The 17,581-nt window shown below is 71.9% G+C and carries 14 protein-coding genes and 1 pseudogene; 9 read left to right on the top strand and 6 right to left on the bottom strand.

What is annotated here, in order from left to right:
- Positions 1-75 precede the first annotated feature (75 nt).
- The 4 genes from ACQPZX_RS26365 (at position 76) to ACQPZX_RS26380 (ending at position 4,883) form a co-directional block, all read left to right on the top strand.
- Positions 76-837: a 3-hydroxybutyrate dehydrogenase gene (locus ACQPZX_RS26365; RefSeq protein WP_433360236.1), complete on the top strand. Its 762-nt coding sequence runs from the start codon at positions 76-78 to the stop codon at positions 835-837.
- Between the two features lie 10 nt (positions 838-847).
- Positions 848-2,743: a helix-turn-helix domain-containing protein gene (locus tag ACQPZX_RS26370; RefSeq protein ID WP_433360239.1), complete on the top strand. Its 1,896-nt coding sequence runs from the start codon at positions 848-850 to the stop codon at positions 2,741-2,743.
- Between the two features lie 48 nt (positions 2,744-2,791).
- The gene (locus ACQPZX_RS26375) at positions 2,792-3,421 is read left to right on the top strand and encodes a class I SAM-dependent methyltransferase (protein ID WP_433360242.1); all 630 of its coding nucleotides are present in this window, start codon (positions 2,792-2,794) and stop codon (positions 3,419-3,421) included.
- 628 nt (positions 3,422-4,049) lie between these two features.
- The gene (locus ACQPZX_RS26380) at positions 4,050-4,883 is read left to right on the top strand and encodes an alpha/beta fold hydrolase (RefSeq protein WP_433360245.1); all 834 of its coding nucleotides are present in this window, start codon (positions 4,050-4,052) and stop codon (positions 4,881-4,883) included.
- Here ACQPZX_RS26380 and ACQPZX_RS26385 read toward each other — a convergent pair.
- From ACQPZX_RS26385 to ACQPZX_RS26400, 4 genes are all read right to left on the bottom strand, one after another.
- Positions 4,849-5,571, bottom strand: a complete 723-nt coding sequence (locus ACQPZX_RS26385) for an ABC transporter permease (protein WP_433360247.1) — start codon at positions 5,569-5,571, stop codon at positions 4,849-4,851. The two genes, ACQPZX_RS26380 and ACQPZX_RS26385, sit on opposite strands and share 35 nt — an antisense overlap.
- Positions 5,572-5,591: 20 nt before the next feature.
- Complete coding sequence (locus ACQPZX_RS26390; protein WP_433360250.1) at positions 5,592-6,410, bottom strand: ABC transporter substrate-binding protein; 819 nt, start codon at positions 6,408-6,410, stop codon at positions 5,592-5,594.
- A gap of 116 nt (positions 6,411-6,526) precedes the next feature.
- On the bottom strand, positions 6,527-7,276 hold the full coding sequence (locus ACQPZX_RS26395) for an ABC transporter permease (RefSeq protein WP_433360253.1): 750 nt from the start codon (positions 7,274-7,276) through the stop codon (positions 6,527-6,529).
- Positions 7,277-8,032 (bottom strand): ABC transporter ATP-binding protein, encoded by a 756-nt coding sequence (locus ACQPZX_RS26400; protein ID WP_433360256.1) that lies wholly within the window; start codon positions 8,030-8,032, stop codon positions 7,277-7,279. It abuts the gene before it with no gap.
- Between the two features lie 55 nt (positions 8,033-8,087).
- Between ACQPZX_RS26400 and ACQPZX_RS26405 the strand changes: the two genes are divergently transcribed.
- From ACQPZX_RS26405 to ACQPZX_RS26415, 3 genes are read left to right on the top strand one after another with little or no spacing between them, the layout of a single operon-like run.
- Positions 8,088-9,632 (top strand): diguanylate cyclase, encoded by a 1,545-nt coding sequence (locus tag ACQPZX_RS26405; protein ID WP_433360259.1) that lies wholly within the window; start codon positions 8,088-8,090, stop codon positions 9,630-9,632.
- Between the two features lie 48 nt (positions 9,633-9,680).
- On the top strand, positions 9,681-11,069 hold the full coding sequence (locus tag ACQPZX_RS26410) for a diguanylate cyclase domain-containing protein (protein ID WP_433360262.1): 1,389 nt from the start codon (positions 9,681-9,683) through the stop codon (positions 11,067-11,069).
- Positions 11,070-11,105: 36 nt separating this feature from the next.
- On the top strand, positions 11,106-13,535 hold the full coding sequence (locus ACQPZX_RS26415; RefSeq protein ID WP_433360265.1) for a glycogen/starch/alpha-glucan phosphorylase: 2,430 nt from the start codon (positions 11,106-11,108) through the stop codon (positions 13,533-13,535).
- Between the two features lie 320 nt (positions 13,536-13,855).
- On the opposite strand, the gene ACQPZX_RS26420 is transcribed toward ACQPZX_RS26415, so the two are convergent.
- Complete coding sequence (locus ACQPZX_RS26420; protein ID WP_433360268.1) at positions 13,856-14,638, bottom strand: ABC transporter permease subunit; 783 nt, start codon at positions 14,636-14,638, stop codon at positions 13,856-13,858.
- An 89-nt stretch (positions 14,639-14,727) separates the two neighbouring features.
- A pseudogene (locus tag ACQPZX_RS26425) lies at positions 14,728-15,405 on the bottom strand (ABC transporter ATP-binding protein); the annotation flags it as partial.
- Between the two features lie 64 nt (positions 15,406-15,469).
- Here ACQPZX_RS26425 and ACQPZX_RS26430 point away from each other — a divergent pair.
- Both ACQPZX_RS26430 and ACQPZX_RS26435 read left to right on the top strand, forming a co-directional pair.
- A complete protein-coding gene (locus tag ACQPZX_RS26430) occupies positions 15,470-16,651 on the top strand; it encodes a sensor histidine kinase (protein WP_433360270.1) in 1,182 nt (393 codons plus the stop codon).
- Positions 16,648-17,325: a response regulator gene (locus ACQPZX_RS26435; protein ID WP_433360273.1), complete on the top strand. Its 678-nt coding sequence runs from the start codon at positions 16,648-16,650 to the stop codon at positions 17,323-17,325. Before ACQPZX_RS26430 ends, ACQPZX_RS26435 begins: the two co-directional genes overlap by 4 nt.
- The last annotated feature ends 256 nt before the right edge of the window (positions 17,326-17,581 follow it).

Genomic DNA, 17,581 nt, shown 5'->3' on the forward strand with positions numbered 1-17,581 from the left:
GCACAGGGGCAACCGTCCGGGTGTGTGGCGCGCACACATGTGCGGCGGCCCGCGCGTGGTCGTAGGTTCGCGGACATGACGACTGTGGTCGAACTGGATCTGTCGGGCCGGACCGCGCTGGTGACCGGCGGCGGCAGCGGGATCGGGCGGGCCTGCGCCGTGCGGCTCGCCGCGGCGAAGGCCTCGGTGATCGTGGTGGACGTGGACGCCGCGGCGGCGGAGGCGGTCGCCGAGGAGGTCGGCGGGCAGGCCGTGGTCGCCGACCTGAGCGACCCGGGCGCGATCGCGTCGATCCCGGCCGCGGCGGACGTGCTGGTCAACAACGCCGGGCTGCAGGTCGTCGCGCCGCTGACCGACTTCCCCGACGACAAGTTCGCGCTGATCCAGCAGGTCATGGTCACCGCGCCGTTCCTGCTCACCAAGCGGGTGCTGCCGCACATGGTCGAGCAGGGCTGGGGCCGCGTCGTGAACATCTCCTCGGTGCACGGGCTGCTGGCCTCGCCGTACAAGTCCGCTTATGTCTCGGCAAAACACGGACTGGAGGGCTTGTCCAAGGTGACGGCCCTCGAAGGCGCCCCGCACGGGGTCACCTCCAACTGCATCTGCCCCGCCTTCGTCCGCACGCCGCTGGTCGACAAGCAGATCGCCGACCAGGCGGCGATCAACGGCATCCCCGAGTCCGAGGTCATCGAGAAGATCATGCTGGACCGCGCCGCCATCAAGCAGCTCATCGAGCCCGACGAGGTGGCCGAGCTGCTCGCCTACCTCTGCACCCCCGCCGCCCGCCTGATCACCGGCTCGTCGATCACGATCGACGGTGGGTGGACCGCACACTAGTTTTCTCCTCATGCTCGAGTTCCTCACCCTCCTCGCCCGCGAGGCCGCGCCCGTCGAGTTCGAGCGGCCGCTGCTGGCCGCCCGGCAGTCCGGCGCGCCCGCGTCCGAGCTGGCCGCGATCGACGAGATCAAGATCGCGGCCTTGCGGGTGCGCGAGCTTCTGGAGCGGCGACGGCGCCGCGAGGAGGAGCTTTCCGCGCTGTACGACACGGCGAGCGACCTCGCCGGGCTCCGGGACCTCGACGCGGTGCTGCGCGCGATCGTGCACCGGGCCCGCACGCTGCTCGGCGCCGACGTCTCGTACATGACGCTCGACGACCCCGAGCGCGGCGACACGTACATGCGGATCACCGACGGCTCGGTCGCGGCCAGCTTCCAGTCGCTGCGGCTGCCGGCCGGGGCCGGGCTGGGCGGCCTGGTCGCCGTCTCCGGCACGCCCTACTCCACCGCCGCCTACGGCAAGGATCCCCGCTTCCACCACACCCAGGAGATCGATTCGGGCGTACGGGACGAGGGGCTGGTCGCCATCCTCGGGGTGCCCCTGCTGCTCGGATCCACGGTGATCGGCGTGCTGTTCGCCGCGAACCGCACCGAGCGCCCGTTCGCCCGCGAGGAGGTGGCCCTGCTCGCCTCCCTGGCCGCCCACGCCGCGATCGCCATCGACACCGCGCGCCTGCTCACCGAGACCCAGGCCGCGCTGGCCGAGCTGTCCGCCGCCAACGAGGTGATCCAGGCCCACAGCGCGTCGGTCGAGCGGGCCGCGGCCGCGCACGACCGGATGACCGCCCTGGTCCTGCGCGGCGGCGGCGTCGAGGACGTGGCCGCCGACCTGGTCGACATCCTCGACGGCCTGCTCCTCGTGCTCGACGCGCAGGGCCGGACCCTCGCCACCGCCGCGTCGCCCAGCGTGCTGTCGTCCTCGAGCCCGGCCGATGTCGACCTCGCGGCCGCCGTCGCCGCGTCCCGGGCCGAGGGCCGCAGCGTCCAGCGCGGCGACGCGTACGTGGCGGCGGTCGCGGCCGGCGCCGACAACCTGGGCGCCCTCGTGTTCCACCCCACCAAGCCCCTCGAAGGCGCCGACCAGCGCATCCTCGAACGCGCCGCCCAGATCACCGCGCTGCTGCTGCTGTTCCGCCGCACGGTCGCCGAGGCTGAGGGCCAGGTGCGCGGCGAGCTCCTCGACGACCTGATCGCCGGCCCGCTGCGCGACGAGGAGGCGCTGCGCTCCCGCGCCGCCCGCCTCGGCGTGACCCTCGACCAGCCGCACGTGGTGGTCGCGGCCGCCGACCAGGCCTCCGGCGGCCTGCGCCAGCGGGCCCTGTCCTGGGCCCGTACGTTCGCCGCCACCCGCGGCGGCCTGGCCGCCGGCCGCGACGGCCGCATCGCCCTGCTCCTGCCCGGCGCCGACCCCGCGGCCGCCGCCCGCACCGTCGCCAAGGAGCTCGGCCGCGCCCTCTCCCGCCCGGTCACCGCCGGCGGCGCCGGCCCCGCCTCCTCCCCCGCCGCGGTCGCCGGCGCCTTCCACGAGGCCGACTCCTGCGCCACCGCGCTGCTGGCCCTGGGCCGCGTCGGCGACGGCGCCAGCCACACCGAGCTCGGCTACGTCGGCCTCCTGCTCGGCGACCGCCGCGACGTCCCCGCCTTCGTCCACGCCGCCGCGGGCCCGGTCATCGACTACGACGCCCGCCGCGGCACCGCGCTGCTCAAGACCCTGGAGGCCTACTTCGCCGCCGGCGGCAGCCTGGCCCGCGCCGCCGAGTCCCTGCACGTCCACGTCAACACCGTCACCCAGCGCCTCGACCGCATCGGCCACCTGCTCGGCCCCGACTGGCAGACCCCGTCCCGCGCCCTCGACCTGCAACTGGCCCTGCGCCTGCACCGCCTGCAGGGGCCGCTCTCCGCATGATGCTGTTCACCCCTGTCGATCCGTGATCTCCTCGGCCACTATCGGATGATGAGCGCTTCCGAGACGCCGGAGGCCAAGGCCCGGCGAGTCTGGGACAAGGCGGCACCGACCTACGACCGGCAGATCCGCTTCATGGAGCGCATCTGGTTCACCGGCACCCGCGAGTGGCTGGGCAGCCGCGCCCGCGGCCGCGTCCTCGAGGTAGCCGTGGGCACCGGCCGCAACCTGCCCTTCTACCCGAGAGATGTCGAGCTCAGCGGCATCGAGCTCAGCCCGTCGATGCTCGCCATCGCCCACAAGCGCGCCGCCGACGAGGGCCGCCTCGCCGACCTCCGCGAGGGCAACGCCGAGCACCTCCCGTACGCCGACGCCTCCTTCGACACCGTCACCTGCGCGCTGTCCCTCTGCGCCATCCCGTCCCCGCCCGCCGCGATCGCCGAGATGCACCGCGTCCTGGCCCCCGGCGGCCGCCTGGTGCTCGTCGATCACGTCCGCAGCACCTGGCCACCGCTGCGCGCCGCCCAGCGGCTGGCCGAGCGCATAACCATCCGCACCGCCGGCGAACACTTCACCCGCCGCCAGCTCCCCCTCGTCGAGGCGGCCGGCTTCCGCGTGATCGAGACCGAGCGCCTCAAGGCCGGCACCATCGAGCGCGTCCTCGCCACCAAGCCCGCATGACAGCCCTGTGGACAACCGCCAGAAGTTGTCAGACCCACGTGCTCCAATCGGCCCCACCCAGAACGGGCGGGGCGGCTTCGCGATCCCGCGAGACGTCGCGGCGCGGGAGCTGAGGGCTCGAGATGAGCCAAGACCCAGGCCGGCCGCCGAGGCGGCCGCCCCAGGATGACCGCGACGAGCACCGTCCCACCTCAGCCACGCCTGCGCTGTGCCGCGCCGCGCCCGCGCAATGCCGCGCCCGCGCAATGCCGCGCCCACCCCAGCCAAGCCACCTCCAGCCAAGCCACCCCCAGCCGCGCCCGGTCTGCGCCATGGCTGGCATCGGGCCTTGCTCCGCAGCCGGCCACGTCGTTCCCTGAGGCTTTGCTCTGCGCACCCATACGCGCCCGCCCCGGCGATACGGCGCGGTGACTCACCACCTGGCCCGTCGTGCGTATAGGTGAGCAGAGCAAAGCGGCCGGAAGCGTGCCCGCCGACCGGACTGCGCGCTGGCCTGACCCCGGCGCGGGTGGGACGACCCCACCGGTGAGATCACCGTGGCGCCCCGGCGGCGATCCACATGCCCGGCCCGGTTGGGATGTGCCCGGCAGACATGTGTCCGCGCCCCGATCTTCCCTAGGCTGCGACCGTGGAGGAGATCGACGTCCCGGTCCGGGGTGGGCAACTACGCGTGCTGGCCTGGCCCGGCGACGGCCCCTTGGTCATCGCCGCGCATGGGATCACCGCCAACGCCCTCTCGTGGGCCGCTGTCGCGCGGGCGCTTGCGGGACGCGTACGGCTGATTGCTCCTGATCTGCGCGGCCGTGCACGAAGCGCGAGTCTCCCCGGGCCCTTCGGAATGGCCGCGCATGCGGCCGACCTCGTCGCGATCGCCGATCATTTCGGCGCCTCCCGGGTGGGCCTGGCCGGCCACTCGATGGGCGGCTTCGTCGTGACCGAGACCGCCGCCCGCTACCCCACCAGGGTCCGCGGCGTGCTGCTGATCGACGGCGGCCTGCCCCTGCCCACGCCGCCGGGGATCGACGTCGACACCGCCCTGACAGCGACGATCGGGCCCGCCATGCGCCGGCTGTCGATGACGTTCCCGACCGCCGGCGACTATCTGGCCTTCTTCAAGAGCAACCCCGCCCTGGGCCGCTCCTGGAATCAGGATATTTCCGACTACGTCCTGCGGGACTACACGGGGAGCGGCTCGTCCTGCAACATCGACGCCATCCGCGCGGACGCCCGCGACATGCTGACCGCCCCGGCGCCGGCCGAGTTCCCGATGCTGGGCGCCCCGCGCGGCCTGCAGGACGAGGAGACCGGCATGTACCCGGCCGCGGCCCTGGCGGCGGCCGGCGCCGAGATGGTTCCGGGCGTGAACCACTACACGATCCTGCTGGGCGACGGCGCCACCCACGTGGCCGACCGCATGAGTCGGCTGTTCAACGCCACCGGGACAGGCGCCGCTCCCCGCTGAGCAGCAGCACGTTGACGACGACCGCCCCGGCGCAGACCGCCAGGATCACCGCGTCGGCCTCGGCCCCGCGCAGGTTGGCGATCAACGCCGAGATCACGCGTCCCACCCCGTCGACCGAGACCATCAGCTCGGCGAGCAGCACGCCCAGCAGGCTCAGCGCCGCGCCGATCCGCAGCGCCCCCACCACGTCGGGCACGATCGCCGGCAGCACCACCATGGTCAGCGCCCGCGCCCGTCCCGCCCCCATCGCGCGCGCCGCGGTGATGAGGGTGGCGTCCACCCGGGACGCCGCGGCCATGGTCCCGAGCACCACCGGCACGACACCGTGGACGGCCCCGAAGGCCACCTCGGACCGGAATCCCAGCCCGAGCCACAGCACGAACAGCGGATAGAACGGCACCAGCGGCAGCGTGTAGAGCACGCTGAACACGTCCCGGGCCGGCGGCACGAACCGTCCCGAGCGCCCGAGCACCAGCCCCACCCCGACGCCGAGCACCGCCGTGAGGGCGAACGCGGCGAGGAAGCGCACGGTGGTGACGCCGAGCCCCGAGAGCGTGTCGGCCTCGAACAAGTACGCGACACCGGTGGTGAAGACCTCGGACGGCGGCGCGAGATAGCCACCCGCGAAGACCTGCCACACCACCAGCAGAAGTCCAACCGCCGCCGCGCGAAGCACGAAAACCCTCAACCTCGACCTCTACTTGAGCTTTAGGCGAACGACGAGTCGTAGTACGAGGACTCCGCCGGCACTGTCTTGGCGATCCCCAGGGTGGGCAGCTGATCGGCGTACGCCTTGAGCCCGGCCGTGCTGACCTCGCCGGACGGGGTGAAGTCGCCGGCCAGCTCCTTGAAGGTCTTGGTGGCCACGTCCTGGTTCATGCCCAGCTTCGCCACCGACAGCGCCACCGTGCCCGCCTCGTCTCCCTGGAGTTGTTTGATGGCGTCGGTATAGGACTGGGTCAGCTTGGTCGCGGCGTCCTTTTTCTTCGAGAGGAAGGCGGCCGGCGCGGCGAGCACCGCGAACTGGCTGTCCGGCGTCAGGCCGGCGACCCGGATCGCGCGGGCGGGGGTGCCGGCCGCCTGCATCGTGTAGGCGAACTCGACCGGCAGGATGATCGCGTCGACGTCGCCCTTGGTGAGCGCGGCGGTGTTGGCGGAGGGCGCCCCCAGCGGCACGGGCTTGACGCCGGGCGCCTGCTGGGCGATCAGCTTGGCGGTGAAGTCGGTGAGCGAGCCGAACTTGGAGATGCCCACCTTCTTGCCGGCGAGATCGGGCAGCGCCTTGACGGGCGACGCGTCCTTGACGATCACGGACATCGGCGTGGCGGCCGCGGTGCCGTAGAACGCCTTGAGGTCGACCCCGGCGGCCGCCGCGGCCACCACGTCGAGGCCGGTCGCCTCGGCCACGTCGACAGTCCCGCCCGCGACGGCCTTGACCAGGTCGGAGCCGGCCGAGAACTCGACGATCTTCACGGTGAGCCCGTGCGCTGCGAAGATCCCTTTCGCCGCGGCCACCTGAGCCGGCATCGCATGAGTGAAATCCTGCCCTTGCACCAAACCAAGCGAAATATCCGACTTATCCGAGGTGGATGAAGACCCGCAAGCGGCCACCAAGAGCAGAAGAGCAAGACCAAGACACCGTTTCATCGACGCACCGACCTTTCCAAGAGGGAGGCGAACACCGTGAAGGCCGCGTTGACCAGCACCGTCAGCACGACCGCGAGCGCCACCCACGCGAACAGGTCGGCGCTCCGATAGCCCTGCCCCGCCGCGGCCAGCCGGTAGCCGACCCCCGCGTCGCCGGCGATGAACTCCGCCGCGATCACCGTGACCAGGGCAAGACCCAGCCCGGCCCGCAGGCCGGACACCATTCCGGGCAGCGCCGACGGCACCACCACCGTCCAGGCGAGGCGGCCACGCCCCGCACCCATCGCCCGCATCGCCGTGACCAGCCCCGGGTCGGTCTGCGCGACGGCCCGCGTGGTGCCGATCACGATCGGGAAGAAGGCGTACAGCCCGCCGAGAACGACCTTCGACCACGTCCCGATCCCGAGCGTCGCCGCGAGCACCGGGTAGAGCACCACCAGCGGCACCGCGGCGAGGGTCCCCAGCAGCGGCTCGTAGGCCCGCCCGAGCAGCCGCGACCGTCCCAGCGCCACCCCCAGCGGCACCCCTGCGATCGCGGCGATCCCGAATCCGGCGAGGGCCCGCCAAACTGTCAGCGCCACGTCGGGCAGCCAGTCGCCGGCCGACGCCAGCAGCGAGCGCAGCGCCGAGCCCACCGAGGGCAGCGGCGGGAGGGTCAGCGGCGCCACCGTCCCGCTCGCGCTGAGTGCCCACCAGGGCACAATCAGGATCAACAGCACGATTCCGTACGCGATGAGCCGGCGCATTTACGACTCCAGCAGGAGCGCCGCGAGCCGGTCCTGCAACGCGTGGAACGACGGGGTCCGCACCATCGCGGCCACCCGGGGACGCTCGAGCGGCACCTCGATGACGTCCTTGACCATGGCCGGCCGCCCGGTGAGCACCACGATCCGGTCGGCGAGGTAGGCCGCCTCGGGCAGGCTGTGCGTCACGAACACCACGGTCTTGCCCTGGTCGGCGAGCAGCCGCAGCAGCTCGGCCCCGAGCTTGAGCCGGGTCTGCTCGTCCAGCGCCGCGAACGGCTCGTCCAGCAGCAGGATCCCGGCGTCGCAGGCCAGGGCCCGCGCGATCGCCACCCGCTGCCGCATCCCGCCCGACAGCTCGGCCGGCACCCGGTCGGCGGCGTCGGCCAGCCCGACCAGGTCGAGCAGTTCGAGTGCCCGGGCCCGGCGCTCTTGGCGGCCGACCCCGCGCACTTCGAGCGGCGCCTCCACGTTGCGCCGGGCGGAACGCCAGGGAAACAGGGCGAGGTCCTGGAATACGTACGCGATGGAGGCCGGCAGCGGCCCCCGGACCTCGGCCCCGTCGACGCGCACCGAGCCGGCGGCCGGTCGCAGCAGCCCGCCGATCGCCCGCAGCGCACTGCTCTTGCCGCAGCCGGACGGCCCGATGAGGCTGACCAGCTCCCCCGCCCGCACGTCGAACGACAGCCCCCGCGCCGCCTCGACGTCGCTGTAGCGCAGGTCGAGATCCTCGACGACGATCCGCGGCGACGGCTCCACGCGGCCTCCCACTCTCACTTATTGAAAGTCGGTTTCGCAAGCGAGCCTAGAACTGATGGTGATCGATGTAAAGGTCACGCCCAACCGCACCGGCGCGGCAACCGCCACGCTCCTGCGGGGGCCGACTCTTCTACCTGTGACCGACCTCGTGCGCGCCCAGCGACGCCCGGCCGGGTGGCAACTGCTGCTCGCGCTCGGGGCGCTCGTGGTCGTTGTCTATTTCTGGTTCGTCCATCTCGGCAGCGACTGGGCCGGCCTGCAGGTCGCGCTCTACTGCAGCGCCAACGGCGCGGTCGCGGTGGCGGCCCTGGGCGCGGCCTGGCGGCACCGCCGGATGCGGCTGCCCCTGCTGCTGGTCGCGGCGTCCGCGCTGGCCGGGGTCTCCGGCGATGTGATCTTCTACTGCCTGGCGCTGGTCGGCGGCGAGGTCGAGTACCCGAGCGTCGCCGACATCACCTACCTGGCGGCGTACCCGCTGCTCGCCGGCGGGCTGCTGGCCGTCGTCCGGCGGCGCGCCCCGGGCTGGGACACGGCGAGCGGCATCGACGCGGCCATCGTGGCGGTCAGCGCCGCGTACCTGATCTTCGAGTTCGTCATCGCGCCGACCGTCTCGGTGACCACCGGCAACGTGACCATGCTGGTCTCGGTCGCCTACCCCGTCGGCGACCTCATGCTGGCGGTGGTGGGCGCGCGGCTGCTGTTCGGCGCCGGCGGCGGCGGCACGCCGCTGCGGATGATCGGCGGCTACCTGCTGCTGGTGCTGTTCACCGACACGATGTACAGCATCCAGACGCTCGACGGCACCTACTACGCCGGCAACTTCCTCGACGCGTTCTGGATGGGAGCGTCGTTCCTGCTCGCCGCCGCGGTCCTGCACCCGGCCACCCGGAACATGGCCGATCGCAGCACCTCCGGCGCGCCGGACGCGAGCCCGCGCCGCCTCGCCGTGCTCGCCGTCGCCGCGGTGATCGCCCCGACCACCCTGATCGTGCAGAGCCTGCGCGACGCCTCCGCGCACGCGCTGGTCGCCGGCGTGGTCTGCAACCTGCTGTTCCTGCTGGTGCTGGCCCGGATGGCCGGCCTCGTGCGGGCGCAGCGGCACGTGGCCACCACCGACGGGCTCACCGGCCTGCGCAACCGCCGCTACCTCGAGGACGCGCTGCGCACCGAGGCCGACCGGGCCGTCCGGCACCGCGGCCACCTGAGCGTGCTGCTGCTCGACATCGACCGCTTCAAGCAGGTCAACGACACGTACGGGCACGGCGGCGGCGACCGGGTGCTGATCGACGTGGCCCACCGGCTGCGCGACCAGGTGCGCCCCGGCGACCTGGTGGCCCGCTACGGCGGCGAGGAGTTCGCCGTGCTGCTGCCCAACACCGGCCCGGACCGGGCCCGGGAGATCGCCGAGCGGGTACGCCAGTGCGTCGCGGCCCGGCCGATCGTGGTCGGCCCCGGCCGCAGCCACCGGGTCACCATCTCGGTGGGCGTGGCCGCCCTGCCCGCCGGCAGCAGCGACGGCGCGGCCGTGGTGCTGGCCGCCGACCGGGCGCTCTACGACGCCAAGGACCACGGCCGCGACCGCGTCGCCTGGGCGGCCTGACGTGCCGATTCTCCTTGATTCGGCCCTCCGGCCGCCGATCAGGACCCCGTGCCGAGCGTGCTGAAGGCCTTCGTCACGCGGACCTTCGAGCCGCTGATCGCGATCCCGGTGGTCGCGGTCCTGCATCCGTACGGGTACGTCGGGGTCGCGCCGCTCTGGTTCACCCTGCTGCCGCTGTTCCTCTTCGGTGCCTTCCAGCAGCCCCGCGTGCTGCGCCTGCTCTCCCCCGTCCTGGCGGCCTGCCTGCACGTGCTGGCGGTCGGCTGGATCATCTACGTGCTCGGCTGGGGCCCGGTGCTACCGCTGGCGTTCGCGCTGGTCGTCACCCATCACCTCCGGCGGGCCGGCGCGGCCGTCTGGCGTCCCGCGGTGTGCTGGATGTTCGCGTGCATCGTGGCCGGGCAGGCCGGCATCGCGCTCGGCTGGGTGCACAGCTACCTGCCGGCCACGCAGGCGCAGATCGCCGGGTTCCTCGGCCTGCTCCTGACCGGCATGTTCATCCGGGCGCTGGGCCAGTCGGCCGAGCAGCGGGAGACGGCCGAGGCGACGCTGCGCGACCGCGAGGAGCGGTTCCGGATCCTCGTGCAGGACTCGCTCGACGTGCTCAGCGTGCTCGACGAGCTGGGCCGCCCGACGTATCTCAGCCCCGCGATCCGCCAGGTCACCGGCTTCCCCGTCGAGTACTACGACGACGGCGGGTACGGCGCGCACGTCCACCCCGACGATCTGGATGCGCTCACGTCCGCCCTTGGGGTGATTTATGCTGATCCGGGCAGTCAGCAGACCGTCCAAGTGCGCATCCGGCACGCGTCGGGCGACTGGCGATGGATGGAGGCGACCTTACGAGACTTCCGGGACAAGCCGGCCGTCGGCGGGGTGGTCACGACCTTCCGTGACGTCACCGAGCGGCGCGCGATCCAGGACCAGCTCGCGTACGAGGCCCGGCACGACCAGCTCACGGGGCTGATCAACCGGGCCGCCTTCCTGGACTCGGTGGAGCACATGCCGGCCGCGCCGGCCGTGCTCTTCATCGACCTCGACGGGTTCAAGCCGATCAACGACACGCACGGCCACCGGTACGGCGACGCCGTCCTCATCGCCGTGGCCGGGATCCTGCGCCGCTGCATTTCGGGCGCGGACCTGGCCGGGCGGCTCGGTGGCGACGAGTTCGCGATCGCGCTGGCCTCGCCGTCGCACGCGCTCGAGGTGGCGGACGCGATCCTGGCGGCGCTGCGCGCACCGATCACCGTGGACGGCAGGCTGCTGGAGATCAGGGCCAGCGTCGGCATCGCCGTACCGGATAATGAAGCCAGCGTCGCCGATCTCCTGCACCGCGCCGACCTGGCGATGTACGCCGCGAAGCGGCGGGGGACGCACGACGCGCAACTGTACGATCCGGACGTCGTCGAGGAGTCCCTGCAAGTGGCACGAAGCTGACAACTTCCGGCAACCTGTCTGCGAGAGTGTGCGTTCATGGACTTCAGGAACGGAATCGGGCTGCGGCCGCTGGGTAGCTCCGCGGCCGAGTTCGAACAGGACCTGCTCAGCAACCTCTACTACCGGCGCGGCACGACCGTGGAGTCGGCGAGCGCGCAGGACGCGTACGAGTCGCTGGTCCTCACCGTGCGTGACCGGCTGGCGGCCCGCCGCGCGAAGACCACCGCCGCCCATTACGCGGCGAATCCGCGCTGGGTCTACTACCTGTCCGCCGAATACCTGCTGGGGCGCCAGCTCGAGCAGAACATCCTGTATTCGGGCACCGGCGAGATCGCGACCGCCGCGCTGAAGGCGCTCGGGGTGTCGCCCGAGGAGATGGACGAGCTCGACATCGAGCCCGGTCTCGGCAACGGCGGCCTGGGACGGCTCGCGGCCTGCCTCGTCGACGCGATGGCCACCCTCGACATTCCCGCGATCGGGTACGGCATCCGCTACGACTTCGGCATCTTCAAGCAGACCTTCGTCGACGGCGCCCAGGTGGAGAAGCCCGACGACTGGACGTTCCAGGGCAATCCGTGGGAGTTCCCGGCGCCCGACGACCGGCAGACGGTCTTCTTCTACGGCTACACGAGCCGCGACGAATCGGGCCGCACCAAATGGATTCCCGGCGAGATCGTGCTCGGCGAGCCCAGCCACATGCTGGTGCCCGGCTTCGGCACGGAAACCGTCAATATCGTACGGCTGTGGCGCGCCCGCGGCAGCGAGTCGTCCTTCGACCTGGAACGCTTCTCGGCCGGCCAATACGCCGAGGCCGTGCAGGAGGCGGTGCGCGCCGAGAACATCAGCAAGGTGCTCTACCCGGACGACAGCACCGAGCTCGGCCGGGAATTGCGGCTCAAGCAGCAGTACTTCCTCGTGTCGTGCTCGCTGCGCGACATCATCCGCCGGTTCCGCCTGTGGGGTGGCCCGTGGACCGATTTCCCGTCCAAGGCGGTCATCCAGCTCAACGACACGCACCCCTCGCTCGCCATTCCCGAGCTGATGCGGCTGCTGGTCGACGAGGAGGGGCTGGGCTGGGACGAGGCGTGGCTGCTCACCCAGCGCACGTTCGCGTACACCTGCCACACCCTTCTCCCGGAAGCCTTGGAGACGTGGCCGGTCGCGATGTTCGAGCGCCTTCTCCCCCGGCACCTGGAAATCATTTACGAGATCAACCAGCGGCTTCTGGAGGAGGTCCGCTCCCGCTATCCGGGTGACACCGATCGCGTACGGCGAATGTCGCTGATCCAGGAAGAGCCGGAGCGCCGCGTGCGCATGGCCAATCTGGCAGTCGTCGGCACGAGCGCGGTCAACGGCGTCGCCGAGTTGCATTCCAAGCTGCTGGCGGAGACCACGCTGCACGATTTCGCCGAAATGTGGCCCGGCAAGTTCCGCAACGTCACCAACGGCGTCTCGCCACGGCGTTTCGTGCGGATCGCCAATCCCGCCCTTTCCGAGCTCATCACCACGGCGCTGGGCGATTCCCGCTGGGTCAGCGACCTGGACCGCCTCCGCGGCCTGGAACGGTTCGCCGACGACCCGCTGTTCCTGCGGAGCTGGCGCGACATCAAACGGGCCAACAAGGTGCGCCTGGGCCTGGGCGACCCCGATGCCCTGATGGACGTGATGGTCAAGCGTTTCCACGAGTACAAGCGCCAGCAGCTGAAGCTCCTGCACGTGATCACCCAGTACCACCGCATCAAGGACAACCCCAACGGCAACCACGTGCCCCGCACCATTTTGTTTGCCGGCAAGGCCGCGCCCGCCTATCACGCCGCGAAATCCATCATCAAGCTCATCAATGCGGTTGCGGCCGCCATAGACGCCGACCCCGCCGTAGCGCGGTACTTGAAGGTGGTTTTCCCGCCGAACTACAACGTCACCTTGGGTGAGCTCATCATCCCCGCCGCCGACCTGAGCGAGCAGATCTCCCTGGCGGGCAAGGAGGCTTCCGGCACCGGCAACATGAAGCTGGCCCTCAACGGCGCCCTCACGATCGGCACCCTCGACGGCGCCAACATCGAGATCCGCGACCGCGTGGGAGCCGAGAACTTCTTCCTGTTCGGCCTGGACACCCCCGCAGCCATCGCCTTGAAGTCTTCGGGCTACAACCCACGCTCCTACTACGAGCAGGACGATGAGCTGCGAGCGGCCCTGGACGCCATCCTTTCCGGCGCCTTCAACGGCGTAGGCAAAGAGGTAGCCGAATCCCTGCTGCACTGGGACGAGTACTTGACCCTCGCCGACTTCCGCGCCTACGTCGAATGCCAGGAGGCCGTAGACCGGGCGTGGCAGGACCAAACCGCCTGGACCAGGTCGTCCCTGCTCAACACGGCCCGCTCAGGCTTCTTCTCCTCCGACCGAACCGTAAGCGACTACGCCTCAACCATCTGGCACGTAGAGCCCGTACGAGTAGCCCGAGACTGACCAGCCCCGGTATGCGGCCGGCGAATTCAACGCCCGGCCGCATACCGCTCCAGCAGCGTCCGTCCCCCGTCCGCGGTCACCACCCCTTTCCCTTGCCCGCGCCGCCGGCCGCCGTCGCCTCCCCCGCACAGCCTGCGCCGCCGGCCGCCCGCCACCTCCCGCACTGCCTGCGCCGCCGGCCGCCTGCCGCACTGCCTGCGCCGCCGGCCGCCCGCAGCCTTCCGTGCTCTGCCCCGCGCCGCCCGGCCGCCCGCCGCCCTTCCCCCGTCCTGACCCGACCGGCGGCGGCCCGCCGCCGGCCTCGTCCGCTTACCCGCGGGTCACGGAGGGCTGACGTCCCGCCGCCGCAGGGCTACATACCCGCAGGCCAGGGCCACGCCGGCCCAGAGGGCCAAGATGGCGAGGCCGGTCCACGGGCCGTAGGGCCGGCCGAAACGCGGGTCGCCGGCCGGACCGGCGATGTGCATGACGAGCATGCCCGCCTGGTCGGGGAGAAACTGGGCCACCGCCTTCACCTTCGGCACGTTGCCCAAGCCCTGGGAGCCCAGGAACAGCAGCGGGAGCAGCACGGCCAGGGTCGGAATCGAGCCGCGCAGCATCATGGCGACTCCGGTCGCCAGCAGGTAGATCAGCGTCAGGTAGAGACATGCGCCCACCGCCGCCTCGAGGGTCTCCCCGGCGGTGAACGTGGTGCCATGTGGCCCCAGCCCGGCCTGCGCGGCGGCGAAGGTCAACGGGACGGTCACCACGGCCACCGCGGCCGCGATCAGGCCACCGGCCAGAACCTTGCCCGCATAGAAGCTTCCTCGCCTCGGCACGGCCGTCAGCGAGACGGTGATCGTTTTGGTCGAGTACTCGCCGGTGACCACCAATGCGGCCAGGACGACCAGGGCCAGCTGGCCGATGGTGAGGCTGTAGAACGACGCGAAGAGCGGATCGAACTGGGCCTGGCGCTCGGCATCCATGCTGTCGAAGCCGGCGCGGAAGCTCGAACCGATCAGGAAGGCCAGCCCCACGCTCAAGGCGACCGTCAACGCCAGTGTCCAGATCGTCGACCGGAGGGAGCGGATCTTGATCCACTCGGCGGCGAGCAGGGCCGTCATCGGAAGTCACCACCAGCTCGGTGCACGGTCGACTCGTCGGTCACGGATAGATAGGCATCCTCAAGCGAGGTGAAACCGTCGGCGGTGATGAGCTCGCCGACCGTGGTGTCCATCAGCAGGCGGCCCCGGCCGATGATGATGAGCCGGTCGGCGGTCAGCTCCATCTCGCTCATCAAGTGGCTGGAGATCAGGACCGTGCGGCCCTCGGCCGCCAGCGAGCGCATCAGCTCGCGGATCCAGCGGACGCCCTGCGGGTCGAGGCCGTTCACCGGCTCGTCGAAGATCAGGATGCCGGGGTCGCCGAGCAGGGCGGCCGCGATGCCGAGCCGCTGGCGCATGCCGAGCGAGTACCGCCCGACGCGGATGCGGGCCGCCTCCGCGAGCCCGACCCGGTCGAGGGCCGCCTTGACGCCGCTCGCCCCGATGCCGTTGGTGCGCGCGAGCCAGCGCAGGTGCTCCGCCGCCGATCGGCCCGGATGCACCGCGTCGGCGTCGAGCAGGGCGCCGACCTCACGCAGCGGATGGTCGAGCGACGCGTAGGCCCGCCCGCCGACCAGGGCCTCGCCGGCCGTCGGTGCGACCAGGCCGAGCAGCACGCGCATAGTCGTTGTCTTGCCCGCGCCGTTCGGGCCCAGGAAGCCGGTGACCTCGCCCGGCTCGACGGTGAAGGAGAGCTCGTTGACGGCGACCGTGTCCCGGTACCGCTTGGTCAGCTCGTTGACCTCAATCACGACGGCCACGATGCCCGCAACCGGCGACCGGCACATCGGACCACGGTATGACAGACCCAGGTCTGAGGCGCCCCGCGCCCACCCCCGCTAACGTGGCCGCGTGGACCGCACCCCGCGGCTGAGCCGCCACCAGTGGATAGCGCTCGACGGCCTGGCCGCGATCGCGTATCTCCTGGTGTTCGCGCCCGCCGCCGTCCTCGCCACCGATGTGCCGGCCGGGGTCGCGGTGCCGCTCGTGGTGGCGGTCGGGGCGCCCGTGGCCGCCCGCCGACTCTGGCCCGTGGGCGTCTTCGTCGTCGTTCTCGCCGCCTCCGTCGCGGCACTGGCCCTCGGCGTGCTGACCGATCCGTTCGTGGCCGCCGCCTTCGCGCTCTATCCGGTCGCGCTCGGCACGCGCCACCCCCGGCTGCCGATCAAGGTCACCGGCGCGATCGCTGTCGCCATCCTGGTCGTCGCGTCGGTGGTCGGCACACCGCACGGCATCTGGCCGCGGCTCGGCACCGCCGTCCTGGGCGCCGGGTTCCTGGCGGGTGCGTGGACCGCCGGCCAGGTCGTGCGGGCCCGGCGGGCCGAGGCCACCCGCACGGCGGCGGAGCAGGCAGCGCAGGCAGTCACCGAGGAGAGGCTGCGCATCGCGCGCGAGCTGCACGACGTGGTCGCCCACAGCATGAGCGTGATCACCGTGCAGGCCGGAACGGCCAACCACGTCATCGCAACCCACCCCACCGAGGCCCAGAAGGCGCTGCGGGTGATCGAGTCGACGAGTCGCACCGCGCTGACCGAGATGCGACAGCTGCTCGGGGTGCTCCGTTCCGGGGGCGACGGCGTAGAGTTCGCCCCGCTTCCGGGCCCATCCGGCCTGCCGACTCTCGTGCGGCGGGCCGAGGAGGCCGGTGTCCAAGTCGAGCTCGACCTGCGCGGCACCGAAAGCCTGCCCGCAGGACCAGCCCTTTCCGTGTACCGCATAGTTCAGGAGGCCTTGACCAATGTTGTCCGCCATGCCGCTCCCGCACGCTGCGAGATCACTGTGATCGTGAAGGGAGGCGAGGTGACCATCGACGTGACCGACGACGGCCGGCGCGCGGGACGTTCTCCCGCCGGGTACGCCGGGGCCGATACCGGCGAACAAACGCGCCCGAGGATGCCACCCGATCGCGCCCGGACCGGTCACGGCCTGATCGGGATGCGCGAGCGGGTGCTGATGTACGGCGGGTCGTTCCGGGCCGGGCCGCGACCGGAGGGCGGGTTCGCCGTGTCCGCACGCCTGCCCCTGGCGCCGTGACCGCGCCGATCCGGGTGCTGATCGTCGACGACACCGTCCTCGTGCGGGGCAGCTTCCGCCTGCTGGTCGACGCGACGCCCGGCATGGAGGCGGTCGGCGAGGCGGCAAACGGCGTGGAGGCGGTGGAGCTCGCGGCGAGCACCGCTCCCGATGTCGTGCTGATGGACGTCCGGATGCCGGAGATGGACGGCGTCGAGGCCACCCGCCGCATCTGCGCCGCCCGCGCGTCGGGCCGGCGTCCCCGCGTCCTGATCCTGACAACCTTCGACCTCGACGAGTACGTGTACGGCGCGCTCTCCGCCGGAGCGAGCGGCTTCATGCTCAAGGACGCCCCACCCACCGAATTGATCAACGCCATCCGCGTCATCGCCGCGGGCGAGAGCCTCCTGGCCCCCACCGTGACGAGCCGCCTGATCGCCGAGTACACGCGGAGCCTCCCGCCACTGGGCCCGCTGGGCGAGGCGATGGACGAGCTGACCGACCGCGAGCGGGAGGTCCTGAAGCTGATAGCCCGCGGGCGCAGCAACGCCGAGATAGGAGAACGCCTGACCATGCGCCCCGCCACAGTCAAAACCCACATAGGCCACCTCCTGGCCAAGCTGAACGCCCGAGACCGAGCCCAGCTGGTCATTGCCGCCTACGAGTCAGGACTGGTAACCCCGGCCCCGAGCTGACCCCACCCCACACCCCGGCACCCGGCCGAGCGCCCCGCCCGCCCGCACCCCAGCGGCGGGCGGGCGCCGACACCGAGCGGCAGGCAGGCGGGCGGTCCCCGGCCTGCTCCAGCCGAACGGCCCGAGGCGCACCGCGACAGTCCGCCCAGGCGGCTTGTTAGATCGGCGACGCTCAGCCGGCCGGCGACGACGACGACGGTGCCGCCCCAGCGCGCGTGCCGTGCCCAGCGCGCGTGCCGTGCCCAGCGCGGGGTGC

Source organism: Actinoplanes sp. CA-142083, assembly GCF_050942195.1.
Classification (GTDB): Bacteria; Actinomycetota; Actinomycetes; order Mycobacteriales; family Micromonosporaceae; genus Actinoplanes.